The organism is Paenisporosarcina sp. P4_D4 (genome assembly GCF_056401835.1).
The window spans coordinates 1-22,625 of record NZ_JBFUIO010000043.1 but is presented as its reverse complement, the minus strand read 5'-3'; the positions used below and the strand labels follow the sequence as shown (position 1 = coordinate 22,625).

The following is a 22,625-nucleotide window of genomic DNA, read 5'->3' as shown; positions in this document are numbered from 1 at the left end:
AAGTTGGTTGGATCGATTGTTGGTATTTACATAGTGATTAATCTAGTATTTGTAGGTTTTCAATACTTTAGTGAAAAGCAAGAACATGACCGTATGCATATGTTAAAAAGAATGATGGATTCATATACTACGGAACTTAAATCAACAGAAGTAGCATTAAAAGAAAAGGAAATGAACGTGACAACATATTTTCAAGATTTGGAACTACGCTCACAGAAATGAATAAGTTGGCAAAACAGTTTCCAAATGGAATGCCAGTTACGGTTTATTCAGATTAGCAACAACGCTATCAAGCATACCAGCAGGATTCAGGGAACTATAAAGTGATGGTCGCGGATTTAGAGGCTTATCGGAAAAATTATGAGAATTTGATAGAGTTACAAAATGGTACTGTGGCAGAGTACAACGAATTAAATGAGCAGATTGGTGAAACATGGTTTATCGTGCCAGGGTTCCGATCGAAACCCTACGAATTTTGTAAAACTAAACGAAAGAGGGATATAAATGTTTGGGTTTTTTAAAAAGCCTTGTGCAATTTGTAAACGAAAAATCAGTCCATTACTGAAATACCGCAATGATCGCAATGATGTATTGAACGTTTGTGTTGCTTGTAGTGAATATGCAGAGAGAAGGGCTTATAGGAAAGTGAAGTAGTAGGGTATAAAAATTTTTATCAATTTGTTAATTTGAGAGGAAGAAGAAAATGAATTGGATTTTATCGGGAAATATTAATAAATATGATATCATTTCAAAGTTTGAAGAGAAATCGTATGTTTATTGGAAGCAAAAAAGAAACTATGAGATAGGTGATTTTGTCTATATTTATTTATCAGCTCCCATTCAAGAAATCCGCTATAAATGTGAGGTTACTGCAATTAACTTAGAAAATGAAGAGTGTGAGGACGATTCGAAATTCTGGGCATCCACGAATGAATTTGATCATTCTTCAAATAATCGAAATGTGAGATTGGATTTAATCAAACATACAGCTATAGGGATGTCTCGCATAGAAATGACAGAGCGAGGAATACTGTCGAGGATTCAAGGGCCTATTAGAATACCAGATGAAGTTGCGGACTACATAGATGAAAATTATTTTGAAAATGTCCAAGATGTTGTTTACCCTGATGAGATAAATAATGAAGAGATGTTTAGAGAAGGTCAAATTAAGCATAAATATGAACGCAATAATAGAGCTCGCCAAAGATGTTTGGAGACACATGGATATAATTGCAAAGTATGTGACTTCAATTTTGAAGACGTCTTTGGGGAAATCGGGAAAGAGTTTATTCACGTTCACCATGTAAAACCAATTTCTGAAATTAAGAGTGAATATGTTATAGATCCTATTAATGATTTGATTCCAGTTTGCCCAAACTGTCATGCAATGCTTCACAGCAAAAAAGGTGATGGGATATTCTCTATTGAGGAATTGAAGTTTTTAGCCTGCTTATGATTTGAGAGAACAATTAGTAGATGTAACAGTGCCAAGCTACATATATGTGGGGAAATATGATGCGCAATGTCCATATGAGTATGGTGTAGAGATCGCCAATTTAATACCAAACGCTACGTTGACTACTTTCGAGGAAAGTAATCATAATCCTTTTGTTGAGGAAGATGAGAAATTCATAGCGTTTGTGAAATCTACACTTTAAAACGAGAAAAGTAAATAGGGGTAAAGGAAGTACAATAGCAGCCGAAAGTGCATCTTCGGCTGCTTATTCTTTCAAAAGAAAGTGCCGATTCTTTACTAGGTTATGAAAATCGCGAAAATGCACTTCAAAAACCTTAATCAATTCAGTATGGTTGGTATATTATTGTCCCAAATGAACAGAAATTCAAGGACGGTCACCTATGACTATTTATTTGGCTTTCAACACGCCGCTTTTGACCAAATTTATCAAGGCACCCTTGTTTTTAAATCTAAAGTATACGCTTAACCTTTTTAAATCTGTTTGTGTTAAAGACGACGGACTAACATTTAATAAATATTCCTTATCTAATTTTTGAATCAATGTTTTAGCAAATTCAATTTGTTTAGGTGTTAGTGGTTTATCATCATTTTGGTCATAAGTAGCTACAGACTCTTTCTTCACTTCTACTTGAGGATTGAGTGTTTGATTAATATCAGGTGTATATTTACCAGCCCTAATCCAAGAGATATCTTCTTTGGTTAATGCAAACCATTCACCTTCCAATCGTTTACTGGAAAAATGCTTATGAAATGAAATTTCTGTTTGATGGTAATTAGCAGTTTGAAGAAGATAGATAAGTTTATTTTCAAAAGGTAGTTTCACGCCAAAAAGATTCATTCGTCTTTCAACATATTTGGTTTTGCCGATTTTAAATGTTCCATTCATGTGCTCTTGAACGAAATAAACGTATCCAGGAGCTACCCCAGTAGGCATTGGGAGACTTATAATATCCTCTAACACTTTTTGGTTTGATTCAAAAAGATAGATCTTCTGAGTTTGGAAATGAGAAGGAATAGTTTCTGTTTTATTAGAAGAATTGTTAGGCATTATTTTATTTAGAAAACTTTTGAGCATTTAGATAACCTCCAACTTTAAACCTATTTATAGACAGTCGATATAACTAGTATATATTAAAAGTAGTTCTTTTTGATTACATTATGAAAATAATGTAAAAAGAACAATTTTTGGATGTTAAAAAATTTCTCTAAGTATGCTTCCGTTGTACTGGTAAAATCGGTTGAATGGGGGCGCAGACGCATAACCGCCGCTGGATTGCCTAAAAGAAAGAGAGTGGAGCGGAGTGACATCAGTCACTTCGTTCCATTCAGGAATTTTAAAGGCAACATCCAAATAATGGGTCTATAAGACATCTGGTACATCTATGAAAATGACTTTGCAAAGAAAAAACTTACACAATGGTTAGAAGAGAACGACATATAGGGGAATTGAAAACCTTTTGTGTTGAAGAATATGCTAAGGTCATAGTGGTAAGTGCCTATGCAAAAAGTTATTCAGATTATACACGACAATTGCATATAAAATTACTTGAAAGTTGTAGGATATGTGCATTTAATATTTGAGGCTGAATAAATCCTCATTCTTGTAAATTGTCATAATATAAGTCGTGCCACACCTCAGGGAAATTCTAGTTCCTAATTTTAATAAACAATTTTAACGTCTATCACATTTTTGTTCCAATTCAATAAATAAGGGGTAAAATAAGGCTTTAAATCCACGTGATTGGCACCGGAAGATGGTCGAACAAAAACCTACATGAAACACGGTTTACTATAGACTGGATTTTTAATGCGTGAGTACGATTCGAAAATCTTAAAGTGCAGAAAAAAAGATACCAATTTGTGAAAGAAGTAAAAACGCTATAACATAAATACTAGAAACTCGATAAAGGAGAGAAGAGCGTTGAGCCCAACCAAAAACTTATCAACTGAAGAGCAAAACAAATTACTCGAAACACTACAGAAACGCTTTGAAAAACACACAGAACGCCATGAAGGAGTCAACTGGCAGGACGTGCAAGCCAAGCTAGAAGACAGTCTGGAAAAGCTTTGGTCCCTAAACGAAATGGAACGAACTGGCGGGGAACCGGATGTCATCGGCTACGATGAAGAAGCTGTCGAATATCTTTTCTGCGACTGCGCCAAAGAAAGTCCGAAAGAGCGCAGAAGTCTCTGCTACGACCGCGCAGCCCTCGAAGCACGCAAGAAATTCAAACCTGAAAACTCCGTGGTAGACGTAGCGGCGGAAATGGGCATTGAATTGTTAACCGAAGAACGGTACCGACACCTCCAGACGCTTGGCGAATTTGACACCAAGACATCCAGTTGGGTCCAAACGCCAGATAATATCCGCAAACTCGGCGGCGCACTGTTCTGTGATTGTCGCTATGACACGGTCTTTGTGTATCACAATGGAGCCGATTCGTATTATGCTGCGAGAGGGTTTAGAGGATTATTGAAGGTTTAAAGGTGGATTAAATGGATGGCAGGGTTTATCTCAGATAGCCTTGATTCTTTATTAGTATTCGTTCAATAAAAATTTCACAACAATTCAATAAAAATAAAAAAACGACCTTGAGATCAAGGTCGTTTTTTTTATAGAAATCGATCCGCAAGAGCGTTTCGACTAGTGACAGGTTCTGTTAAATATGATACATTTATATAGATATGCTTATATTTGACGATTGATATAGTTTTCCTTACTTTAATTTTACACTACTAATTCGTCAATAGTCAAGCGTTTTGAGAAAACTTTTTAAGGGGCGATTGCGATGAAACTGGAACTGAATCAGGAACAACAACGATTGGACCATGTCATGGATGTCATCTCAAACGAAATACAGACACTTGATGGAGATACGACACGACTAAAAAAAGAAGTCATCAACATTCGGAAGCACTTTTGGGAAGAAGTGAAAGTAAATACAGATTCGTTTGATGATTATTTAGAAACGATTATTGGTTTGCGTCAAGAAGCAGAAGCGTTAGCTGTCAGTCAAAGCTTGCATCGCCATACATCAAAACGCTTTGCTACACTCCAGCGTATGCAGAAAATCCCTTATTTCGGTCGAATTGATTTTTTAGAAGACGGCACATCCTCGCCTGAACAAGTCTACATCGGGATTTCCACACTTAAAGATGTAAGTGGAGATGATTTTCTCATTTACGACTGGCGAGCACCGATATCGAGCGTGTATTACGATTATCAGCCGGGTCCTGCGAAATATACGATTCCAGGAGACTTCATTGAAGGGACATTAGAAAAAAAGTGGCAATATATCATACGTGATGGCACGTTGGAATCGATATTTGACACAACTCTAACAATTGGTGATGAGATTTTGCAACAAGTGCTTGGAAAAGGCACTGATAAGCAGATGCATTCAATTGTCTCCACCATTCAACAGGAGCAAAACCAAATTGTTCGTCATGACCACGGGAAATTGTTAATTGTGCATGGTGCAGCTGGGAGTGGCAAGACATCGGTCGCGCTGCAACGAATTGCTTATTTGCTATACCACTATCGAGATAGTCTTACGAGCGATCAAATCATTTTATTTTCCCCAAACTCCATGTTTAACAGCTACGTCGCCAATGTGCTTCCAGAACTCGGAGAAGTAAACATGCACCAAGTGACTTTTCAACAATACCTGCATGAACGACTCGATCAACAATTTCAAGTGGAGAATCCATTCGATCAATTAGAATATGTCTACACAAAAACGAAAGATACTTCCTACCGCACGCGATTGGCCAGTATTGAATGGAAAGCATCGACGGATTATTTCGATGCCATCAATACCTATCACAGATCTTTGGAAAACGCTGGCATGTGTTTCCAGGATCTTCGCTTTCGCGGCAAACTCATGGTGAGCGCAAAGCAAATGGAAGAACAATTTTATGGGCACCACACGTCACTTCGGCTCCTCAATCGAATCKAGAAATTACGGGACTGGCTCATAAAACAAATTGCTGATGTGGCGAAAGTAGAGTGGCAAAAACCGTGGGTCCAAGAAAAAATGGACTTGTTAAGCGATGATGAATATCATAAAGCGCATCGGTACTTAGCCAAGAAACATGGCTATGAAAGAGAGGCGATGGCGGATTACGACATGAGTCCAAAAGCACTCGCGCAGTTGATCGTCCGTCAAAAACTCAACACTTTGCGAAAACGAATTCGAGCGTTTCAGTTTGTGGATATCAAAAAGCTTTACAGACAGCTTTTTGAAGACCCTACAAAAATGCGACGCTTCTCATCACACGAGTTGCCTCAAGAATGGCTGGCAATTTGTGAACGAACATGTGAAGCGCTCGATGAAGGCAACCTGTTGTATGAAGATGCGACACCGTACGTCTATTTAAAAGAGTTGATCCTTGGGTTCCAGACCAATCGTTCCATTAAACAAGTTGTGATAGATGAAGCGCAAGACTATTCGCCTTTTCAGTTTGGATTTATCAAACGCTTATTTCCTGCCGCGCGAATGACGGTGCTTGGTGACTTTAATCAAGCGATTTTTGCGCATGCTCGTCAAACGAATGATTTCCAGTCTCTATTGGATTTGTACGGACCTAACGAAACAACGGTCGTTTATCTAGCCCGAAGCTACCGTTCGACAAAGCCGATCGTCGAATTCACCAGAAAACTTATACCAAACGGTGATCGAATTATTCCATTTGAACGCGAGGGAGAGAGCCCTCGCTTAGAACAATTAGACAGTACAGAAGAACTTCACCAACACATCAGCAGGAAAGTAGAGCAGTTGCAAGAACGCGGCTACCAGAGTATTGCGATCATTTGTAAATCTGTTGAGGAAAGTAGTCATGCCTATGAAGGGTTATCTACTGTTCCCGATTTGAAATTGATGACGACGGGCTCTATGGAATACGAACAAGGGGTCGTTGTCATCCCGTCGTATTTATCAAAAGGCATTGAATTTGAAGCGGTCATTGTGTACGATGCATCAACGCATGTCTATGGAGACGAAAGCTTGCGCCGCGTCTTCTATACCGTCTGCACGCGAGCAATGCATCACTTACAACTCTATAGCCTGGGAGAACCCACTCCATTTTTCACCTGAATTTCCGAATTAAGATTAATAACTACAATTGAATGAAAAAATTAGTAAAGGTATTGTTTTCGTCGGTGTGCGGTCGCTCAGTCATTTCTATGCGAGGCATCCCTATAGCTGTATGTTTTATTATATCCAATCTCACATTTCGATTATTTGAAGCTTTATCAAAAAATAGAATTTGCGAGAAACCTTTGTTCCTGCATCGTTAATTTATTTTTATTGGAACAACGTACTCTTAAGTTCCTTTTGTATGTTAGAATCTTTAGTGAATATTGGAAATTAGTTAGGAGCTTAATGTAATGATTTCCCGATTAGTCTGGACACGTATATCTATATAACGATGGTCATTAATGTGATTCTTTGTTTCAGTATTGTTATATGGAGGATATCTATTTATCAAGTTCGAGAGTGGGTACTCACTCACTCGCAGAAGTTTCCTAATTATTAGGGAATAATCTTGAATAGTAAATGTGGTCAGAAATGAAGAAACGAAAATTCTTAGTAAACTACCCGGGAAGCCCTGATCCTCTGAGAGCAGAGGCTTCTTTTTCGGTTTTTTCTTTAGATGGAATGAAAGGGTAAGTAAATTGCAGATTCTATAATTTGAGAGTTGGTGTGGTTATATGAGATTTATAAAGTGGATTGTCTTATTTCTTTTTGTCCTACTATTGCCGCTTGCCGTATGGCTATGGGAAGAACGGCATGCACAAAATTTGGATATTGTTATTCTGGATAAGACCGTTCCGAACGGGGATTTGCGTGAACATAAAGGTCTGACATGGTTGCTTAATCATACCCATATTAATAAAACGAATGGAGATTCCTATAGTGAAAAGGAAGACTATGCTGGAGTGACCTTTGATGGCAAAAGTGAAAGTGTACGTGGATTGCCTGAGGATTTAAGTTCTGCTGATTTTATTTACGTCGCAGACACTTATGGAATCTATGAATCCGAGCAAGAGAAACGAAGTGATAAAATCGAGGGAGGCTTAAGCTCTGGTGAGTGGACGTCAATTCATCAGGCTGTTGATCAAAACAATGTGCCATTGATCATGGAGTTTAATTCAATCTCATCACCGACGGAACCTTTAGTGCGGAAGGAAGTATCTAAATATCTAGGTTTTGAGCAAAAAGGGTGGACAGGCCGCTACTTTAAAGAATTGTCCAATGACAACGGGGAAATACCACAATGGCTAGTTGACTCCTATGAAGCGGCTGGCAATCAAAAGTGGTCATTTGCAGGAGAAGGCCTTGTGTTCATTGAAGAGAATACAGAAATGGTCCGTGTATTGTCACTTGAAAATGGCGATGTCGATGAAGCATCCATTAACTTGATGTTTACACAAAATGGCGAGAAGAAATTTAATTTGGACGGAGAATCTCCATACAGGTATTGGTTTGATATAACCGAAGCTGTGGATGAAAATAATGTATTGGCTTATTTCGAACTCCCTGTAAATAAACAGGGACAAGCATTGCTTGACGAATGGGGAATTCCATCCCGTTTTCCGGCAGTAATTGAAAAGAAACAGGATGCGACAAGTTCGTACTATTTTGCAGGTGATTTCGTAGACACGAATGATATTCCTTCGATCTATCAATATAGTGGAATGACAAAAATAAAAGAATGGTTTACCTTCGATTTTGTTTACCCTGAACAAAGCTTCTTTTGGAAAACATACGTCCCAATGATGAAAGTACTTTTGGAAGATGTGAAAGACGTTGATAGCAAAGACAAACAGTTGATACATAAACCTTCTGTTCTTCAAAATGAACTTGGTCTGAATTACTCAGCCAAAGTAAATGGCGATCGTTTTGACGTATATACAAATGGGGAATGGAAGACATTAACGGTTAAAGGCGTCAATATCGGAATGGGGAAACCGGGAACTTTCCCTGGGGAAGCAGCTATTACAAAAGGTGAGTATGCAAGATGGTTTAAACAAATTGGAGAAATGAATGCCAATACCATACGAATTTACACGCTTCATCCCCCTGCTTTTTATGAAGCATTGAAGGAATACAATGAATCTCATGAAAAGCCGCTCTATGTATTTCATGGGGTATGGGTTGATGAAGCACCTTTGGAAGAAACACTCGATGCATTTACACCGGAAATCACGGATCGTTTCCAAAAAGAATTCCAGAAAATTACTGATGTGATTCATGGAAATGCAAAAGTTGCAAAAGAACCTGGCCATGCTTATGGGACTTATAAAGCCGATATTTCGCCGTATGTGATTGGGTGGATGATTGGGATTGAATGGTACCCATTCATGGTGGATAATATGGCAACGAAATACAAGGGAATGGAMCAATATAATGGGGAATATATTCAAACAACCAATGCCGTTGGATTTGAATTATGGATAGCCCAGCAAATGGATCAATTGACTGTGTATGAAGCGGAAACGTATAAATGGACGAGACCGATGAGCTTTACTAACTGGGTCTCGACCGACAATATAGAACAACCAGCTGAACCTTTGGAACAGGAGGATTTGGCAAGTGTCGATCCAAACCATATGCATTATAAAGAAAGTCTTTCAATGCCAGGAATGTTTGCTTCCTATCACGTCTATCCATACTATCCGGATTTTTTAAATTTGGAGGAACGGTACACTGAGTATATTGACCACCGGGGAGAAAAAAATAACTATGCGGGTTATTTACATGATTTAAAAGCGTCCCATAAAATGCCTGTACTTATTGCAGAATTTGGACTTCCTGCATCACGTGGACTTACACATGTGAATCCATTTGGATGGGACCAAGGCTTCCATACCGAGCAAGAGCAAGGTGAATACCTTTCTAGTCTTTATGAGGATATTATTCAAGAAGGCATGATGGGTGGTCTTGTGTTTACTTGGCAAGATGAATGGTTTAAGAGAACGTGGAATACCATGGATTTAGACAACGCAGATCGACGTCCATTTTGGTCAAATGCACAAACGAATGAACAGAATTTTGGTCTCCTGAATTTTGATCGTATGCTCATAAAAACAGATGGCAATATAGAGGATTGGGCAGATGCAGACCCTATATACCAGTCTAGAAAAGGGCCGATTACTGCACTTTATGCCACTAGCGATGAACGTTTTCTATATGTGAGGATTGACGGCAAACCTGGGACGGATTGGCTGAAAAACACCAAACCGCAATTGCTGTTTGACGTTAACCCTGGCAGTGGAAATGATCGTGTAGATGAATTGGGAGGTGTTACTTTTAATCAGCCATTTGCTGATTTCTGGTTATCTATCCAGTCCACAGAAGAGGCAAGAATGAAAGTAGATGCTTACTACGACGTTTTCTACTATCAATACGGAATTGAACTAAATATGATGGATTCAGCAACAACAAAACCGACTAAAAACAGTGGTTTGTTCAATGAAATTCGCTTGCCGCTTAATAAAGGCATTACAAGACCGGATACAGGAGAGTCGTTCCCATTTTCTTCATATGAGACTGGGAAAATGCGTTTTGGAAATTCCAATCCTGATTCACCGGATTATGACTCCTTAGCAGATTATTATTTCGATCCATCAACAGGTGTGATGGAACTACGCATACCGTGGCTATTGTTGAATATTAAAGATCCTAGTTCCAAAGAAGTTTTTGGTGATGTATACGTCGATGGCATGTATGCCAAGCAGCAAATCGATGATATTGGAATCGCCCTTGGAGTGACGGACAATCAGGGTCAAGTAATCCAGACTTTCCCTTCAAGCACCTCAACTAGCATTAGTGTCGATGAAGTGTCTCGCTATCGGTGGGAAGCATGGGAGCTACCTTATTCAAGTGAGCGTTTGAAACAATCCTATCTAATCCTACAAGAAACATTCAGCAAAACACCATAAAAAAAGAGGTTGTGCAGCGTATGCACAACCTCTTTTTAATCTGTAGATATACCTTTTCGCTGCATTTGTCCCCATTCTGCTTTTTTGGTGAAAAAGACAATTAAACCTTCAATACGCCAAATAACCATAATTGGACGGTACCAGAAACTCTCGGTCAGAGACCAAAAGAACAGCTTCACCAAATGAGAGGCTTTAGGATACTTATGCATAGTCATCTCTTCCATTAGGACAGCAAGCGATGAAACAAAGGAGCCGTACATGACCGTTACCAGGAATAGGGTGAAAACTACTGCAGGGTCGAGGAAGTCAAATAACAACCCAAAAATAATCAGTAAATATCCCATGAATTCGAACACTGCTCCAAGCAATTCCACAAATAAGAAATAAGGAAATGTGACAAAGCCAATGGTACCAAACCTTGGATTAAAGAACATTTTTCGATGTTTATAAAGCGTTTCAGCTAAACCTGTTTGCCATCGAACACGCTGCGACCGTAAATCATTGAAAGACTCAGGAGCTTCTGTCCAGCAGACAGGATCCGGTATATATTCAATCTGGTCTGCCAGTTTTTCCTCACGAATCATTCGCTGGAGCCTGACGATCAATTCCATATCTTCTCCAACAGTACCTTCTTGGTAGCCGCCAATATGTATCACCTTGTCCTTACGAAAAACTCCGAATGMCCCCGAGATAATCAATAGCTGATTGAATCTGCTGAATCCCAAACGCCCAATCAAAAACGCACGGAAATATTCTACAATTTGCATGATGACCAAAGGTTTACTGGAGAGATCAATCACTTCTATTTTGCTTCTGGCTATCGTTGTGCCATTTGCAACACGTATGGATCCACCAACAGCAATAATTTTCCCATCTGCCGCAAGGACAGGTTTCATTGCTTTTAATAATGCATCCTGTTCCAATATGGAATCCCCGTCAATCGCACAAAAGAACGGGTAATTGGCTAAATTGATCCCACTGTTTAATGCGTCTGCTTTACCGCCGTTTTCTTTGGAGATTACGACTAAATTAGGGAATATGGGAGATTTATACACTTTAAGGATAGGCTTAGTATCGATATGCTTTCGAATTGCATGATCCACCACTACCAATCCGTACTCATCTATCAATTTGGAAAGAGTTTGATCCTTGGAGCCATCATCTACCACAATGATTTCATATTGTGGGTACTGCAAAGTCAATAATGATCGAACGGTACTGATGACCCCAATCTCTTCATTATAAGCAGGAACAATTATGGAAACGGGTATCGTACTTTCACTAATAGCCAAATCTTCCAGAGTCTCTTTTTTATCCAGTCTGCCTTCTCTTAACACTTTCCGTAAAGACAGTAGAAATAAGACAACATAGCTTAATGCCGTAAAAGACATATAAATGATAATCATTAGCGCAAAAAATTGAAACAACCTAATCCAAATATCAGACATAAGACGGAACCTCTCTATCTAGCTTTAAACACTGAGATGCCATATCTCTGGCAAACGGATCAGGATGGCTTTGTGAAAGTTCAAGCAGCTTGCTCTCACCAAACGTTTGCAATATAGCATCTGCTGTTGAATAGCGAACCCACCAAACAGGATCTCCAAGAAACTCACTAAGTTCACTTTCAAATTGTGGTAGGGTCAATGCGCCTACAATTTTTGCTGCAAACATCCGCTCTTCCCAAATTTCGGACTTGAAAAATGGTTCCAGAAACTTGGTATCTGATAAGTAGCTCATCCTGAAAATTGCTTTCAATGCTTGAATGCGCATTTCCGGAAGTTCATGAAACAATTTTTCCTCAACGAGTTGCAAATATTCCAGTTTCTTCGAAAGCCCAAAATACATTAACAAAGAACTGACAGCTTTTGAACTGCCATGAAGCGAAACATACTCAACTGCCTGTGGGATTACATCGTCAGGAAAGCGAGTAAACGCTGATAGAAAAACTGTTTCAGTCGCTGATTGATCTTTTTCTAAATACACTAAAATGGACAAATCGCCTATGGCTGCCAAGGTACGTATCAATTGTTGCTTTTCTTCGTCATGAATTTTGATTTCTTCCAGTCTTCGTTTAAGAATGGGCTGTAAAGATTCCATTCGAAAATTTTCTATATAATATAGTGCATTTACACGAGCCGGCCAAGCCCCAGTATTCAGTACTCTTTTATAGTATGAGCTTAAATAGTATGTAGCGCTCTCGCGGATCTTGTGCTGCAATCCTTCATCTGTTGTAATCGCCATACTATCACTGAACAATTTCTCTGCAACACGATACTCTTCAGGTGGAAGAGGGATATATACATCTTGATMATTATATAAATACTGAATAAACAAAGGCATGCTTTCTTTGTAAATATGGTCTTCATGCATTTCTCGCTTGCTTTTTTTCATTTTCTTGATTACTAAAAATAACAGCAGTAGCAGCTGTGAAAGAGCCAAAACAATAAATAGAATGATAAAAAAAGTAAGTAGGATATTCATAGGAATAACCTATTGACTAGACGCTGGATACGGGCCAATACCTCTTGTGGATGAAAAGGTTTCAGCATGTAGTCATCTGCGCCCGAATTGAGGGCGTGCAAAATATCTTGGTTATTTTTTCTGTCAGTCAACATAGCAATTAGCACACGTTCGGATTGCACTTTTTTCTTCACAATGTGCAGGACTTCTAAACCGTCCATTTTGGGCATTACACCATCCAGCATGACAACGTGATAATCCTGTGGTGTATACCAATTTGATTCCGTAAACTCAAAGCCGTCATTGTAGCAGTGGACACTAATATCAAAAGTATCCGATTGCCATGCAGAGAACTGCCTTTCAAGTAATGCTCGAACCATCGCATCATCATCAACAATATGTATCATTAAGCGGCTAGCGAGGGAACTGGCAAACGAATTTTCATCATACACATGGATGGAATTTCTGCCTGCTTTTTTGGYTTGTTGTAAAGCGCGGTCAGCCTGCTTCAGCAAAGTTCCGTCGATATGAGTGGAAGGAAACCATTCCGATATCCCAGCTGAAAAGGTGATATTCCAAAGTTCTCGCATCTGTTCAGCGATATCTTCTACGATATTTGCAGCAACAAGAGCTGGTTTATGGCGAATCAATAAGACAAATTCATCACTACCAAAACGGAATACGTCTGTCTTTGAACGTAGGGTCTGTTGGGCAATATGGACAAAAAATTGTAGCACTTCATTTCCTTTTTGATGGCCATAAAGATTATTGAAATCTTTAAATAAGTCGAAGTCAATGAGAACAATTGAAAAAGATTCATTGGATATTTCGTAACGATTATAAAGAGAAGACTTAGTTATATAAAATTGTTTCCTGTTGTATGCACCAGTTAATTCGTCAACGAGTAATTTATTCGTAATCGACTTTCTAAAAGCCACGCGATTTAATATAAAGGGAATGAAAATATCCAAATCAATCGGTTTGCTGATAAAATCTATTGCCCCTAGTTCATATGCGCGTATTCGATTTTCTTTTAATTGATTGGAAGAGATAATCGCGGTTGGTATAGATCGATCTCGTGAAATATCTTTGATTTCCAGCAATACATCAAATCCACTTTTATCGGGCAGGTTTGCTTCAATAAGCACGAGATCTGGATTGACGGTATGGAAATATTCAATTCCTTTTGAAGCGGTCGTTGCAATTAAAACAGAAATAGAATGTCGGTCAAAAGAATCTTTCATGTCCATGACAAAATCAATATTTGGGTCAATAAGTAAAATTAACACCTCATCCCGAGGTTGAGATCTAGATTCATTTAATGGAATGTGTTGATCCATATTGTGCACCTCCAAACTTTGAATCTTAATTATAACAAAATAGGGTAAATAGAAATACATGTTAGTATGAGTCAGGCAATCTTACTACACAATTTCAGATGATAAATAATCGAATAAGTCATGAAAATTCAAGGTTTATGGAAAGCGAGTTAAAGAAACAACATAATGCATTTAGTGTAGTTATTTTAAATTATCAAATCACGTAAATAGGACACCGTTCGTAAGAAAGCAAAGGAATTTTTAATTAGGCAAGAAGAAAAACAAAGAACAGTTAGCAAAAGCTAACTGCTCCATTTGGCTCCAAAAGGTTGGATGATTTCCAATTTTAGTTTTTGCAAATTTCAACTTGATAGTCCTTAGAAGAATTTACAATAGCACAGATTTTCTGTTGTTCATCGCCAGCGACATGTCCATCTAAATAAATTTCAGATGTCGCATACTCTCCTGAATGACTTATATTATTAATCACAACATCAACATTTTTTTCTTTTTTAAAGTGTTCAATAGTCGCTAGTTTAGCTGTTTCTTTGGTTTCTGGCCACGCTTCTTTACTAAATTCATCTGGTGTACCGTAATCCATAATAAAATATACCCATGCAGCTAGGAAAAGTAACATAGCTCCACCAAATACGAATAAGCGCTTTAATAGATTTTTCTTCATTAACCTTCACCTTTCAATAGCGTTCTTACTTTGTTCACATGACCACTTTGTATTAATACAAGTCTTTTCATTACGATCGTTTACTCCTCAAAATCTTATTTTATGCTTGTTTATTATACTATTCTGGTTCGTTAGCTATTATCTTATTACGTGACACTCACATTACAAATTTGTATGCTGTTGATGAACGTCGGGGCGTTGCGTCGAATGCTGTTCCCCAGGAAAATCTCGTAATGTGTAATTAAATCAAGTTAATACAGAAATAGGAATTCAAATAAAATAATGGGTCTTCCTATTGTAGTAACCCCTATCTATGAAACCGTTGGCGATGTCATGCCACGGTTTTTTTGTTGATCTCCACTATTTCATCCATCATTTTTCATTGTCTCTTCGATTACGGATCGCAGGTTACTGCCTCATCCGGATGTGATAGGCGTACTTGTGTTGTGTTGGGTTTCCCAAAGTCTGTGCTGTCTTTGGTGATAACGATAGCATAATGGAAATATATATATATCATTTGGCTTTTGATGGAAGAAATGGTGACTCAACAAATGCAAATAGGATAAGTACTAGATTATTAGATTGGTTGACAGATAATTTATGTTGTTGTAGACTGTGGATGTTGTTGAAAGACTGATTCACAATTGAATACAACCTCACTTATATGGTGAGGTAGAGGCGCGATATTTAACAGTCCTTAGAGGAGTTTGAGAAAGCTTTGATTCTAAGGAGAAGGAAATGTCGCCGAAGTGAGTAATATTTCTCGGTATTACTTGCTGGGTCTGTAGTTAAGAACTGCAGGACTGTCTCAATAAACATCCCGGTTTATTGAGTGTGCTATCTCATTTGGGAAAAGTAGAGGATTTAGGGCAACTACGCATATTGCGACCTGAGTTCATCTCAGGTCTTTTTTTGTGGAGTTGGCCTTTTTAGTCTATAAAGACGATTTAAAACATATATCAAACAAAAGGGGAGAACTAGTCATGAGAAAAAAATCAGCCATATTTTTAACGATATTCCTTTCTACCATTTTGCTTTTAACAGCTTGTGGGACAAGCAGTTCAGAGAAAACAGGTTCATCAGAAAAGAAAGACCCATTCATAGTAGGAATGGAAGCAGGATATGCGCCATTCAACTGGACTCAAATGGATGATGCAAATGGCGGAGTGAGAATTGACGGAAATGCTGAATACGCAGGTGGCTATGACGTTGAAATTGCAAAACGAATCGCTGACAAGCTAGGTAAAGAATTGGTCATTGTMAAAACGGAATGGGACGGTCTTGTTCCAGCATTGGTTTCTGGCAAGATCGATGCCATCATTGCTGGCATGTCACCAACAGCTGATCGCAAAGGGTCAATCGATTTTTCGGACAACTACTATACTTCAGAGTTGGTCATGGTTGTTAAAAAAGGCGGGAAATATGAGGGCGCCGCTTCGATCCATGATTTCAAAGGAGCAAAAGTAACGGCACAATTAAATACATTCCACTACTCCGTGATCGATCAAATCAAAGGTGTGAAAAAGCAGACTGCTATGGATAACTTCCCGGCGATGCGTGTAGCACTTGAATCAGGAATGATTGATGGATATGTATCGGAACGCCCAGAAGGAATCAGTGCTTCCGCAGCTAACGACAACTTCGCTATGGTTGAATTTACAGATGGTTTCGAGACGTCTGTAGAAGACACGACAACTGCAGTCGGATTACAAAAAGGCAGTGACTTAACAGAAAAAATCAATGAAGCACTCGCAGAGATTTCAGATGAAGAACGTAAGGAAATCATGGATAACGCTATTAAAAATCAACCGGCAGCACAATAAGTAACAACGTGATACCGGCTGCAATAGCAGCCGGTTTTACGTTTTCCTAGGAGGACAAAAATGAGTACTGAGTGGATTATGACGATTTTATCTAATAACTGGCCGATGTTCATTCGTGGAGCAGGTATGACACTCTTGATTTCCATTATCGGGACAATTCTTGGGGCAATCATTGGATTGCTGATTGGTGTCATCAAAACGATTCCAATGCCTGAACGAGGGGCTAAAAAATGGCTATTAAAAATTATTAATACAATTTTATCTGTGTATGTTGAGTTTTTCCGCGGCACGCCAATGATCGTGCAAGCCATGGTTATCTTTTATGGATCGGCCCTGGCATTTGGCATCAGCATGGACGTATTGTCTGCGGCCATCTTCATCGTATCGATCAATACAGGAGCGTACATGGCAGAGATTGTCCGTGGGGGAATAGTGTCCGTCGATAAAGGCCAATTCGAAGCATCTCAGGCAATCGGCATGAATCATTTCCAGACAATGATCCATGTCGTCCTGCCGCAAGTCGTTCGCAACATTTTGCCGGCAACAGGCAATCAATTTGTCATCAATATTAAAGATACGGCTGTACTTAACGTCATTGGCGTTACCGAGTTGTTTTTCCAAACGAAATCAGTGGCAGGAAATAACTTCAGGTATTTTGAATCGTTCTTTGTTGCCTGTGTCCTGTATTTCATCATGACATTCACCGTCACATTAATCCTTCGATATGTGGAACGGAAACTTGACGGACCTAAAAATTACAGCATGATCGGAATGCCGGAAAATGTACTTGGTACAGCAAAAAACGGTAACCGATAAGAAAGGAGAAGTTCACATGGAAGCAGTTATTGATATACAGCATCTAAGCAAATCTTTTGGATCCCATGAAGTATTGCGCGACATTGACTTCTCGGTAAATAAAGGGGAAGTGGTCTGTGTCATTGGTTCTTCGGGATCTGGAAAGTCCACTCTTCTGCGTTGCATTAATCTATTGGAAAAACCGAGCGGCGGACAAATCATTTATAATAATGAAAACATTTTGGATAACAAGCATGATATCCATGCTTACCGAACAAAACTCGGAATGGTCTTCCAGCAATTCAACTTATTCAACAATCATAATGTCCTCAACAATTGCGTCATTGGACAAGTAAAAGTTTTGAAGCGCTCAAAGGAAGAAGCGGAAAAAATTGCGATGAAATACCTGAAAGTCGTTGGGATGGATCGATATATCAACGCGAAACCAAGCCACTTGTCAGGCGGTCAAAAACAGCGTGTAGCAATTGCACGTGCACTTTCAATGGAACCAGACGTCATGCTGTTTGATGAACCAACATCAGCACTAGATCCTGAGATGGTAGGAGAAGTTCTTAAAGTCATGAAGGAACTTGCTGAAACAGGTCTTACAATGCTAATCGTCACGCATGAGATGGAATTTGCGAAGGAAGTTTCAGACCGTGTCGTATTTATGGACAAGGGTGTTATTTGTGAAGTGGGAAGTCCAGAGCAAATTTTCAATAACCCAACACAAGAACGTACAAAAGAATTCTTAAAACGAACATTAAAAAAGATGTAAATTAATCTTTTCTAGATCATAATTACATGACAAAAAGGGATATCCGATTACTGGATGTCCCTTTTCTTATTGTCTCTCAAGTGCAGCAAATCTATGATTTTAATAGTTGAATATATTAAATAAGTTTTTAATTTTGATGTTGCGCTTAATGTGAAATCACGATTTGATTGAGGCTTTTATATTTATTTTCAAATAAAAATCATAGCTATTTCTTTTTTGGACATCTTATTAGAAAGAAAATGTTGTATGAGGTGATATCTATGATTATTGAAAGGTCGTCTAAGTGGAAAGAAGGCTTAATAAATCGATTGGAAAATCGTGAAGCTTGGGATAACTGGACGCTATATAAGATGAGTTATGACGTAGTAAAGTCGAACTTGATTACCGAATTTACCGGTCTTCAATCTCCTAAATATTTACCTAACCTGACACCATTGAAGCATCAACTCGAAGTCGCGGAAACTGTGATAGAACGCATGAATGGAAAAGCAATTCTCGCAGATGAAGTGGGGCTTGGCAAAACCATTGAAGCCGGTTTAATAATGAAAGAGTACCTCATCAGGGGACTTGTGAAAAAAGCGTTAATATTGGCTCCAGCTTCTTTAATCAATCAATGGGTGCAAGAGTTGAACCACAAATTTTATATTCCAGCCATTGCTTATCGAAAGAACTATGGTTTAGATCATTACAGTGTCGTCGTCATGAGCATGGATATGGCCAAAAGGAGCCCACATAAAGAACATATCTATGAGCAGGACTATGACTTAATCATCATTGATGAAGCGCACAAATTGAAGAATCATAAAACAAAAAACTATGAGTTTGTTCAAGATTTAAAGAAGAAGTTTTGTTTGTTACTGACGGCCACGCCTATTCAAAACAATCTATTTGAATTATTTCATTTAATCTCCTTGCTGAAACCTGGACATCTCGGTGATTATGAGACGTTTCAAGCAGCGTTTTCCGCAAGTAAACATAGCTGGGAAAATGATGATTTCTTAAAAGAATTAGTGAATCAAGTAATGGTCAGAAACCGAAGACAGGACACAGGAATTGAATGGACGAACCGACGTGTCCAAACCATTCCGATTCAGTTTACCCCACAAGAAAAAGAAGTCTACGAAATGATTTTGGAATTGAAGAATATATCGCCTGAATTTTCGAGTGCATTCACGATGATTACACTGCAAAAGGAAATGTGCAGCAGTAAGGAAGCTACTTATTTGACCTTAAACGAGATGCGTCAAAAATGCACCGATTCAAAGGCGGTTCTTTATATAGAAGAAATTATTCAAAAGTTGGTGACGCTCGAAGTCAATGCAAAAGCTGAAAAAGCTTATGACATTATTACCGAGGCAAATGATAAAGTCATCTTATTTACCGAATACCGAGCCAGTCAAGCGTATTTACAATGGTATTTACATTCTAAAGGAATCACAAGTGTCATCTTTAATGGGAAGTTCAAGGCGAGTAAACGAGACTGGATGAAGCAATTGTTTAAAGACCACGCACAGGTGCTGATTGCGACTGAATCTGGTGGAGAAGGGATTAACCTGCAGTTCTGCCACCATGTCATCAACTACGATTTACCTTGGAATCCGATGAAATTGGAACAGCGTATCGGACGTGTTCACCGGTTAGGTCAGGAACATGATGTTCATATTTACAACTTGGCAATTGAACAAACCATAGAGAATGATATCTTAGAGTTGCTCCATGTCAAAATCGATGTATTTGAGAAGGCAGTGGGTGAGCTAGACAGTATTTTATCCACATATAAACAATCCATTTGATTAGAGACATCTAGAGGAGGAATCATATGTATCCACAACAAATCCACGAATATTTAGTGAGGTTTTTTAAAGAAAACAATTGCCAGATCGTCAAAGAACATGACCACTACATCACTGTCCAATTAACCATCGATATGGACAAAAAAATCATGAACCGCCCATATTATTGGCAATACATCGAAAATACAAACATTGTTCCGAGTCCGGCTCAAATAACGTTAATTACTGATCAAAACAAATTGGAAGAAGACATCAAAGGGGAAGTTGTGCACTTCGGTTCTCCATGGCTCAATCAGATATTTCAAGCAACCAATGATCTGGGTTCATTTGTCCACATGTATGAACGGGTATCCGGTAATCCAGGTTCCCAACCCATATTAACTCCATGGTTAGGCGTGAACTATAAAGTATCGTATTACAGCGATCAGACGAAGGAAATGCTGTACTCTTTAGGTATTAATTTGATGACAGGGGAAATGAAACACAGTTTTCAGGAAGAGATAAGTGAACTGGATTTGGATTCCACCATGCCAAAAAATGCCTTTGATTTAATGTATATTATTAAACCAATACGAGGACTAGAGCGATTGGATGCTGCAATCGAAAGCCTTATCCAGCATGACGACCACACATGGGCGGATGAGGCCAAAAGCAGATGGCAAAAGGACCGGCAAGTGCTGGAACATTTTTATGAAGCGATGGATAACAAACCGGAGTGTTACGAGATGGAGAAAAAAGCAATGGATGAGCAGTACCAAACGCGAATTAACATCGACGTAGTAAATGGTGGATTGTTCTATATGCAATCATAAATCTGGAATCTAACTCTATGTTATTTCCCATGTCGTTTTCAAAAAGTAAATGGACTTAATACAAAAAAGGCAGAGTTGTTTAACCCGTWCAGTTATCTGGTACAAAATCTAAATTAAACATACAAAAAGAGCCCAAATTCGCATTTGAATGGGCTCTTTTAAAATGCCGAGTGTTCGCACCTAATATTTATAAGTCTTATTAAACTAAGCATACGTTAGTTGAAGAAATTTATTGTAGAGTTGAACAAAACTGTTGATTAAGAAATCTTTTCTTCTCGTTCTTTTATATTCATATAGAGAAGAATACTGACACAGAAAATTGCACCAATTGTACTGGTAATAACTCTCATCAACCGAGTTTCATCAAAACCAAAAAGCACATGTCCTAAAGTATATAAAGCTGATAGAACAATAAACCATCGAAGTAATATTTTTTTCATTGCTAGTAACTCCTTATTTCAAACAAATAATGCCGTACTTATGTAAGTTTACCTCGGTCAGCTTTCAGCCTTACCGTTATTCTAAGAAGAATGGAGTTGGTTTCTGTTTTACATTCAACTCAATATAACCATTCTGAAGGCTCAGCCTTTTTTAAAAAAGCTTTCTCTGAGTCTTTTTTGTTATGCAATTTTATAGATTTTGAGCGTTTTTAAATTTTCATGGGAGTTCAAGAACTAAATATCACTTATTTGACTTGACTTCCAATCAAAATGTCTTTTAACTGGTCAACACTATTGACAATATAAGTAGGGTTAGAATGACTTAGTTCTTCATATGAACCATATCCATAAGTTACTCCAATAGAGTCAATACCGTTATTATTTGCCCCAATGATATCGTGCTTCTTGTCACCGATCATAATAAAGTCATCTAGCTTATGCCCATTGTACATATCGAGTATGTATTGAATAATCTCTGTTTTTGCTGTTCTTGTTCCATCAAGATTACTTCCGACAACAAGGTCAAAATAATGATCAATATTAAAATGAACTAGTATTTGTTCAGAAAATACAGTAGGCTTTGATGTTGCAACAACTAAAGTGGAATTTAGGTCTTTCAATGATTTCAATAGTAACGATATATTTGAATATAACTCATTTTCAAACATCCCCATCTCTCTAAACCTTTCTCTATAAAAATCAATTGCTTTTTGCGTATTTTCCTCATCAAAATTGTAGTATTCAGCAAAAGAATCTTGAAGTGGTGGACCAATGAAACATTCAAGTTTATCAATATCAGACTCAATAATGTGCATTTTCTGCAATGCATATTGAACAGACTTTGTTATACCTACTTTAGGGTCTGAAAGCGTTCCGTCTAAATCAAATAAAATTATTTTGTATTTGTCCATATTAAACTCCCCTTTGTATCAAATTCCAACTTAACTCATAAGAATCTTTAAAAAAATCAAGCACTTATTGAACTGCCCTGCCCTGTTAGTTAAGTAAGAAAAAGGCTTCACTAATTGAAGTAAAGCCCCCGTTAGCACAATAAGAAAGGACCAAAGAATGATCCTTTCTTATTGAAACATTCTATCGACCTATCTCAGTTATATTTTTTATAACTGCCATTTCTTTACCGAACCTATCACCATTATCAATAAATCCCAAACTCGAGTATAAATTATGTGCTCCCAAATTTTCAGGATGATAGCCTACAACAATTTTTTGGGCATTCGGTAATTTAGCCATCTCTGAAATCATTAATTTAGTTGCAGCTTTACCTATCCCCTTGCC

17 protein-coding genes, 2 pseudogenes and 1 riboswitch are annotated in these 22,625 nt (G+C 38.2%); of the genes and pseudogenes, 11 read left to right on the top strand and 8 right to left on the bottom strand.

Annotated features, from left to right (window positions below):
* The 3 genes and pseudogenes from AC1DSL_RS11050 to AC1DSL_RS11040 all read left to right on the top strand — a co-directional run.
* Positions 1-222: pseudogene (locus tag AC1DSL_RS11050) on the top strand (hypothetical protein); the annotation flags it as partial.
* A gap of 481 nt (positions 223-703) precedes the next feature.
* Positions 704-1,456, top strand: coding sequence for an HNH endonuclease (locus AC1DSL_RS11045; protein WP_477532209.1), 753 nt, complete (start codon positions 704-706; stop codon positions 1,454-1,456).
* Positions 1,452-1,658: pseudogene (locus tag AC1DSL_RS11040) on the top strand (alpha/beta fold hydrolase); the annotation flags it as partial. The gene AC1DSL_RS11045 and the pseudogene AC1DSL_RS11040, both read left to right, overlap by 5 nt.
* A 207-nt stretch (positions 1,659-1,865) precedes the next feature.
* Here the strand turns inward: AC1DSL_RS11040 and AC1DSL_RS11035 are convergent.
* A complete protein-coding gene (locus AC1DSL_RS11035; RefSeq protein ID WP_477532208.1) occupies positions 1,866-2,552 on the bottom strand; it encodes a GIY-YIG nuclease family protein in 687 nt (228 codons plus the stop codon).
* 846 nt (positions 2,553-3,398) lie between these two features.
* Between AC1DSL_RS11035 and AC1DSL_RS11030 the strand changes: the two genes are divergently transcribed.
* From AC1DSL_RS11030 to AC1DSL_RS11020, 3 genes are all read left to right on the top strand, one after another.
* Positions 3,399-3,962 carry a DUF4256 domain-containing protein gene (locus AC1DSL_RS11030; RefSeq protein ID WP_477532207.1) on the top strand — a complete coding sequence of 188 codons (564 nt, stop codon included), beginning with the start codon at positions 3,399-3,401 and terminating at the stop codon, positions 3,960-3,962.
* A gap of 304 nt (positions 3,963-4,266) precedes the next feature.
* Positions 4,267-6,573, top strand: coding sequence for an RNA polymerase recycling motor HelD (gene helD / locus AC1DSL_RS11025; protein ID WP_477532206.1), 2,307 nt, complete (start codon positions 4,267-4,269; stop codon positions 6,571-6,573).
* 617 nt (positions 6,574-7,190) lie between these two features.
* Positions 7,191-10,424: a hypothetical protein gene (locus tag AC1DSL_RS11020; protein WP_477532205.1), complete on the top strand. Its 3,234-nt coding sequence runs from the start codon at positions 7,191-7,193 to the stop codon at positions 10,422-10,424.
* Between the two features lie 35 nt (positions 10,425-10,459).
* On the opposite strand, the gene AC1DSL_RS11015 is transcribed toward AC1DSL_RS11020, so the two are convergent.
* From AC1DSL_RS11015 to AC1DSL_RS11000, 4 genes are all read right to left on the bottom strand, one after another.
* Entirely contained in the window at positions 10,460-11,872 is a 1,413-nt protein-coding gene (locus tag AC1DSL_RS11015; protein ID WP_477532204.1) for a glycosyltransferase family 2 protein, read from the bottom strand.
* Positions 11,865-12,908 carry a HEAT repeat domain-containing protein gene (locus tag AC1DSL_RS11010; protein ID WP_477532203.1) on the bottom strand — a complete coding sequence of 348 codons (1,044 nt, stop codon included), beginning with the start codon at positions 12,906-12,908 and terminating at the stop codon, positions 11,865-11,867. Before AC1DSL_RS11010 ends, AC1DSL_RS11015 begins: the two co-directional genes overlap by 8 nt.
* Entirely contained in the window at positions 12,905-14,227 is a 1,323-nt protein-coding gene (locus tag AC1DSL_RS11005) for a GGDEF domain-containing response regulator (RefSeq protein WP_477532202.1), read from the bottom strand. The genes AC1DSL_RS11010 and AC1DSL_RS11005 overlap by 4 nt, the downstream gene beginning before the upstream one ends.
* 325 nt (positions 14,228-14,552) lie before the next feature.
* Positions 14,553-14,888, bottom strand: coding sequence for a phosphoglycolate phosphatase (locus AC1DSL_RS11000; protein WP_477532201.1), 336 nt, complete (start codon positions 14,886-14,888; stop codon positions 14,553-14,555).
* Between the two features lie 665 nt (positions 14,889-15,553).
* Positions 15,554-15,736, top strand: a riboswitch (Lysine riboswitch).
* A 135-nt stretch (positions 15,737-15,871) separates the two neighbouring features.
* Between AC1DSL_RS11000 and AC1DSL_RS10995 the strand changes: the two genes are divergently transcribed.
* The 5 genes from AC1DSL_RS10995 to AC1DSL_RS10975 all read left to right on the top strand — a co-directional run bounded on the left by AC1DSL_RS10995 (position 15,872) and on the right by AC1DSL_RS10975 (position 20,889).
* Positions 15,872-16,711: a transporter substrate-binding domain-containing protein gene (locus AC1DSL_RS10995; protein ID WP_477532200.1), complete on the top strand. Its 840-nt coding sequence runs from the start codon at positions 15,872-15,874 to the stop codon at positions 16,709-16,711.
* A gap of 60 nt (positions 16,712-16,771) precedes the next feature.
* Positions 16,772-17,527, top strand: a complete 756-nt coding sequence (locus tag AC1DSL_RS10990; RefSeq protein WP_477532199.1) for an amino acid ABC transporter permease — start codon at positions 16,772-16,774, stop codon at positions 17,525-17,527.
* A 16-nt stretch (positions 17,528-17,543) separates the two neighbouring features.
* Positions 17,544-18,284 carry an amino acid ABC transporter ATP-binding protein gene (locus AC1DSL_RS10985; protein ID WP_016428673.1) on the top strand — a complete coding sequence of 247 codons (741 nt, stop codon included), beginning with the start codon at positions 17,544-17,546 and terminating at the stop codon, positions 18,282-18,284.
* Positions 18,285-18,544: 260 nt separating this feature from the next.
* Positions 18,545-20,077, top strand: a complete 1,533-nt coding sequence (locus tag AC1DSL_RS10980; RefSeq protein WP_477532198.1) for a DEAD/DEAH box helicase — start codon at positions 18,545-18,547, stop codon at positions 20,075-20,077.
* Positions 20,078-20,103: 26 nt separating this feature from the next.
* The gene (locus AC1DSL_RS10975) at positions 20,104-20,889 is read left to right on the top strand and encodes a YqhG family protein (protein WP_477532197.1); all 786 of its coding nucleotides are present in this window, start codon (positions 20,104-20,106) and stop codon (positions 20,887-20,889) included.
* A 257-nt stretch (positions 20,890-21,146) separates the two neighbouring features.
* On the opposite strand, the gene AC1DSL_RS10970 is transcribed toward AC1DSL_RS10975, so the two are convergent.
* From AC1DSL_RS10970 to AC1DSL_RS10960, 3 genes are all read right to left on the bottom strand, one after another.
* Complete coding sequence (locus AC1DSL_RS10970) at positions 21,147-21,329, bottom strand: hypothetical protein (RefSeq protein WP_477532196.1); 183 nt, start codon at positions 21,327-21,329, stop codon at positions 21,147-21,149.
* Between the two features lie 245 nt (positions 21,330-21,574).
* Positions 21,575-22,240, bottom strand: a complete 666-nt coding sequence (locus AC1DSL_RS10965; protein ID WP_477532195.1) for an HAD family hydrolase — start codon at positions 22,238-22,240, stop codon at positions 21,575-21,577.
* A 181-nt stretch (positions 22,241-22,421) separates the two neighbouring features.
* On the bottom strand, positions 22,422-22,625 hold a 204-nt coding region (locus AC1DSL_RS10960), incomplete at its 5' end, for a GNAT family N-acetyltransferase (protein WP_477532194.1).

Coding starts and splice junctions, on each gene's coding strand:
- AC1DSL_RS10965 (WP_477532195.1), bottom strand. CDS start 22,240: ATGGACAAATACAAAATAATTTTATTTGATTTAGACGGAACGCTTTCA.
- AC1DSL_RS11035 (WP_477532208.1), bottom strand. CDS start 2,552: ATGCTCAAAAGTTTTCTAAATAAAATAATGCCTAACAATTCTTCTAAT.
- AC1DSL_RS10975 (WP_477532197.1), top strand. CDS start 20,104: ATGTATCCACAACAAATCCACGAATATTTAGTGAGGTTTTTTAAAGAA.
- AC1DSL_RS11000 (WP_477532201.1), bottom strand. CDS start 14,888: ATGAAGAAAAATCTATTAAAGCGCTTATTCGTATTTGGTGGAGCTATG.
- AC1DSL_RS10985 (WP_016428673.1), top strand. CDS start 17,544: ATGGAAGCAGTTATTGATATACAGCATCTAAGCAAATCTTTTGGATCC.
- AC1DSL_RS10980 (WP_477532198.1), top strand. CDS start 18,545: ATGATTATTGAAAGGTCGTCTAAGTGGAAAGAAGGCTTAATAAATCGA.
- AC1DSL_RS11045 (WP_477532209.1), top strand. CDS start 704: ATGAATTGGATTTTATCGGGAAATATTAATAAATATGATATCATTTCA.
- AC1DSL_RS10970 (WP_477532196.1), bottom strand. CDS start 21,329: ATGAAAAAAATATTACTTCGATGGTTTATTGTTCTATCAGCTTTATAT.
- AC1DSL_RS10990 (WP_477532199.1), top strand. CDS start 16,772: ATGAGTACTGAGTGGATTATGACGATTTTATCTAATAACTGGCCGATG.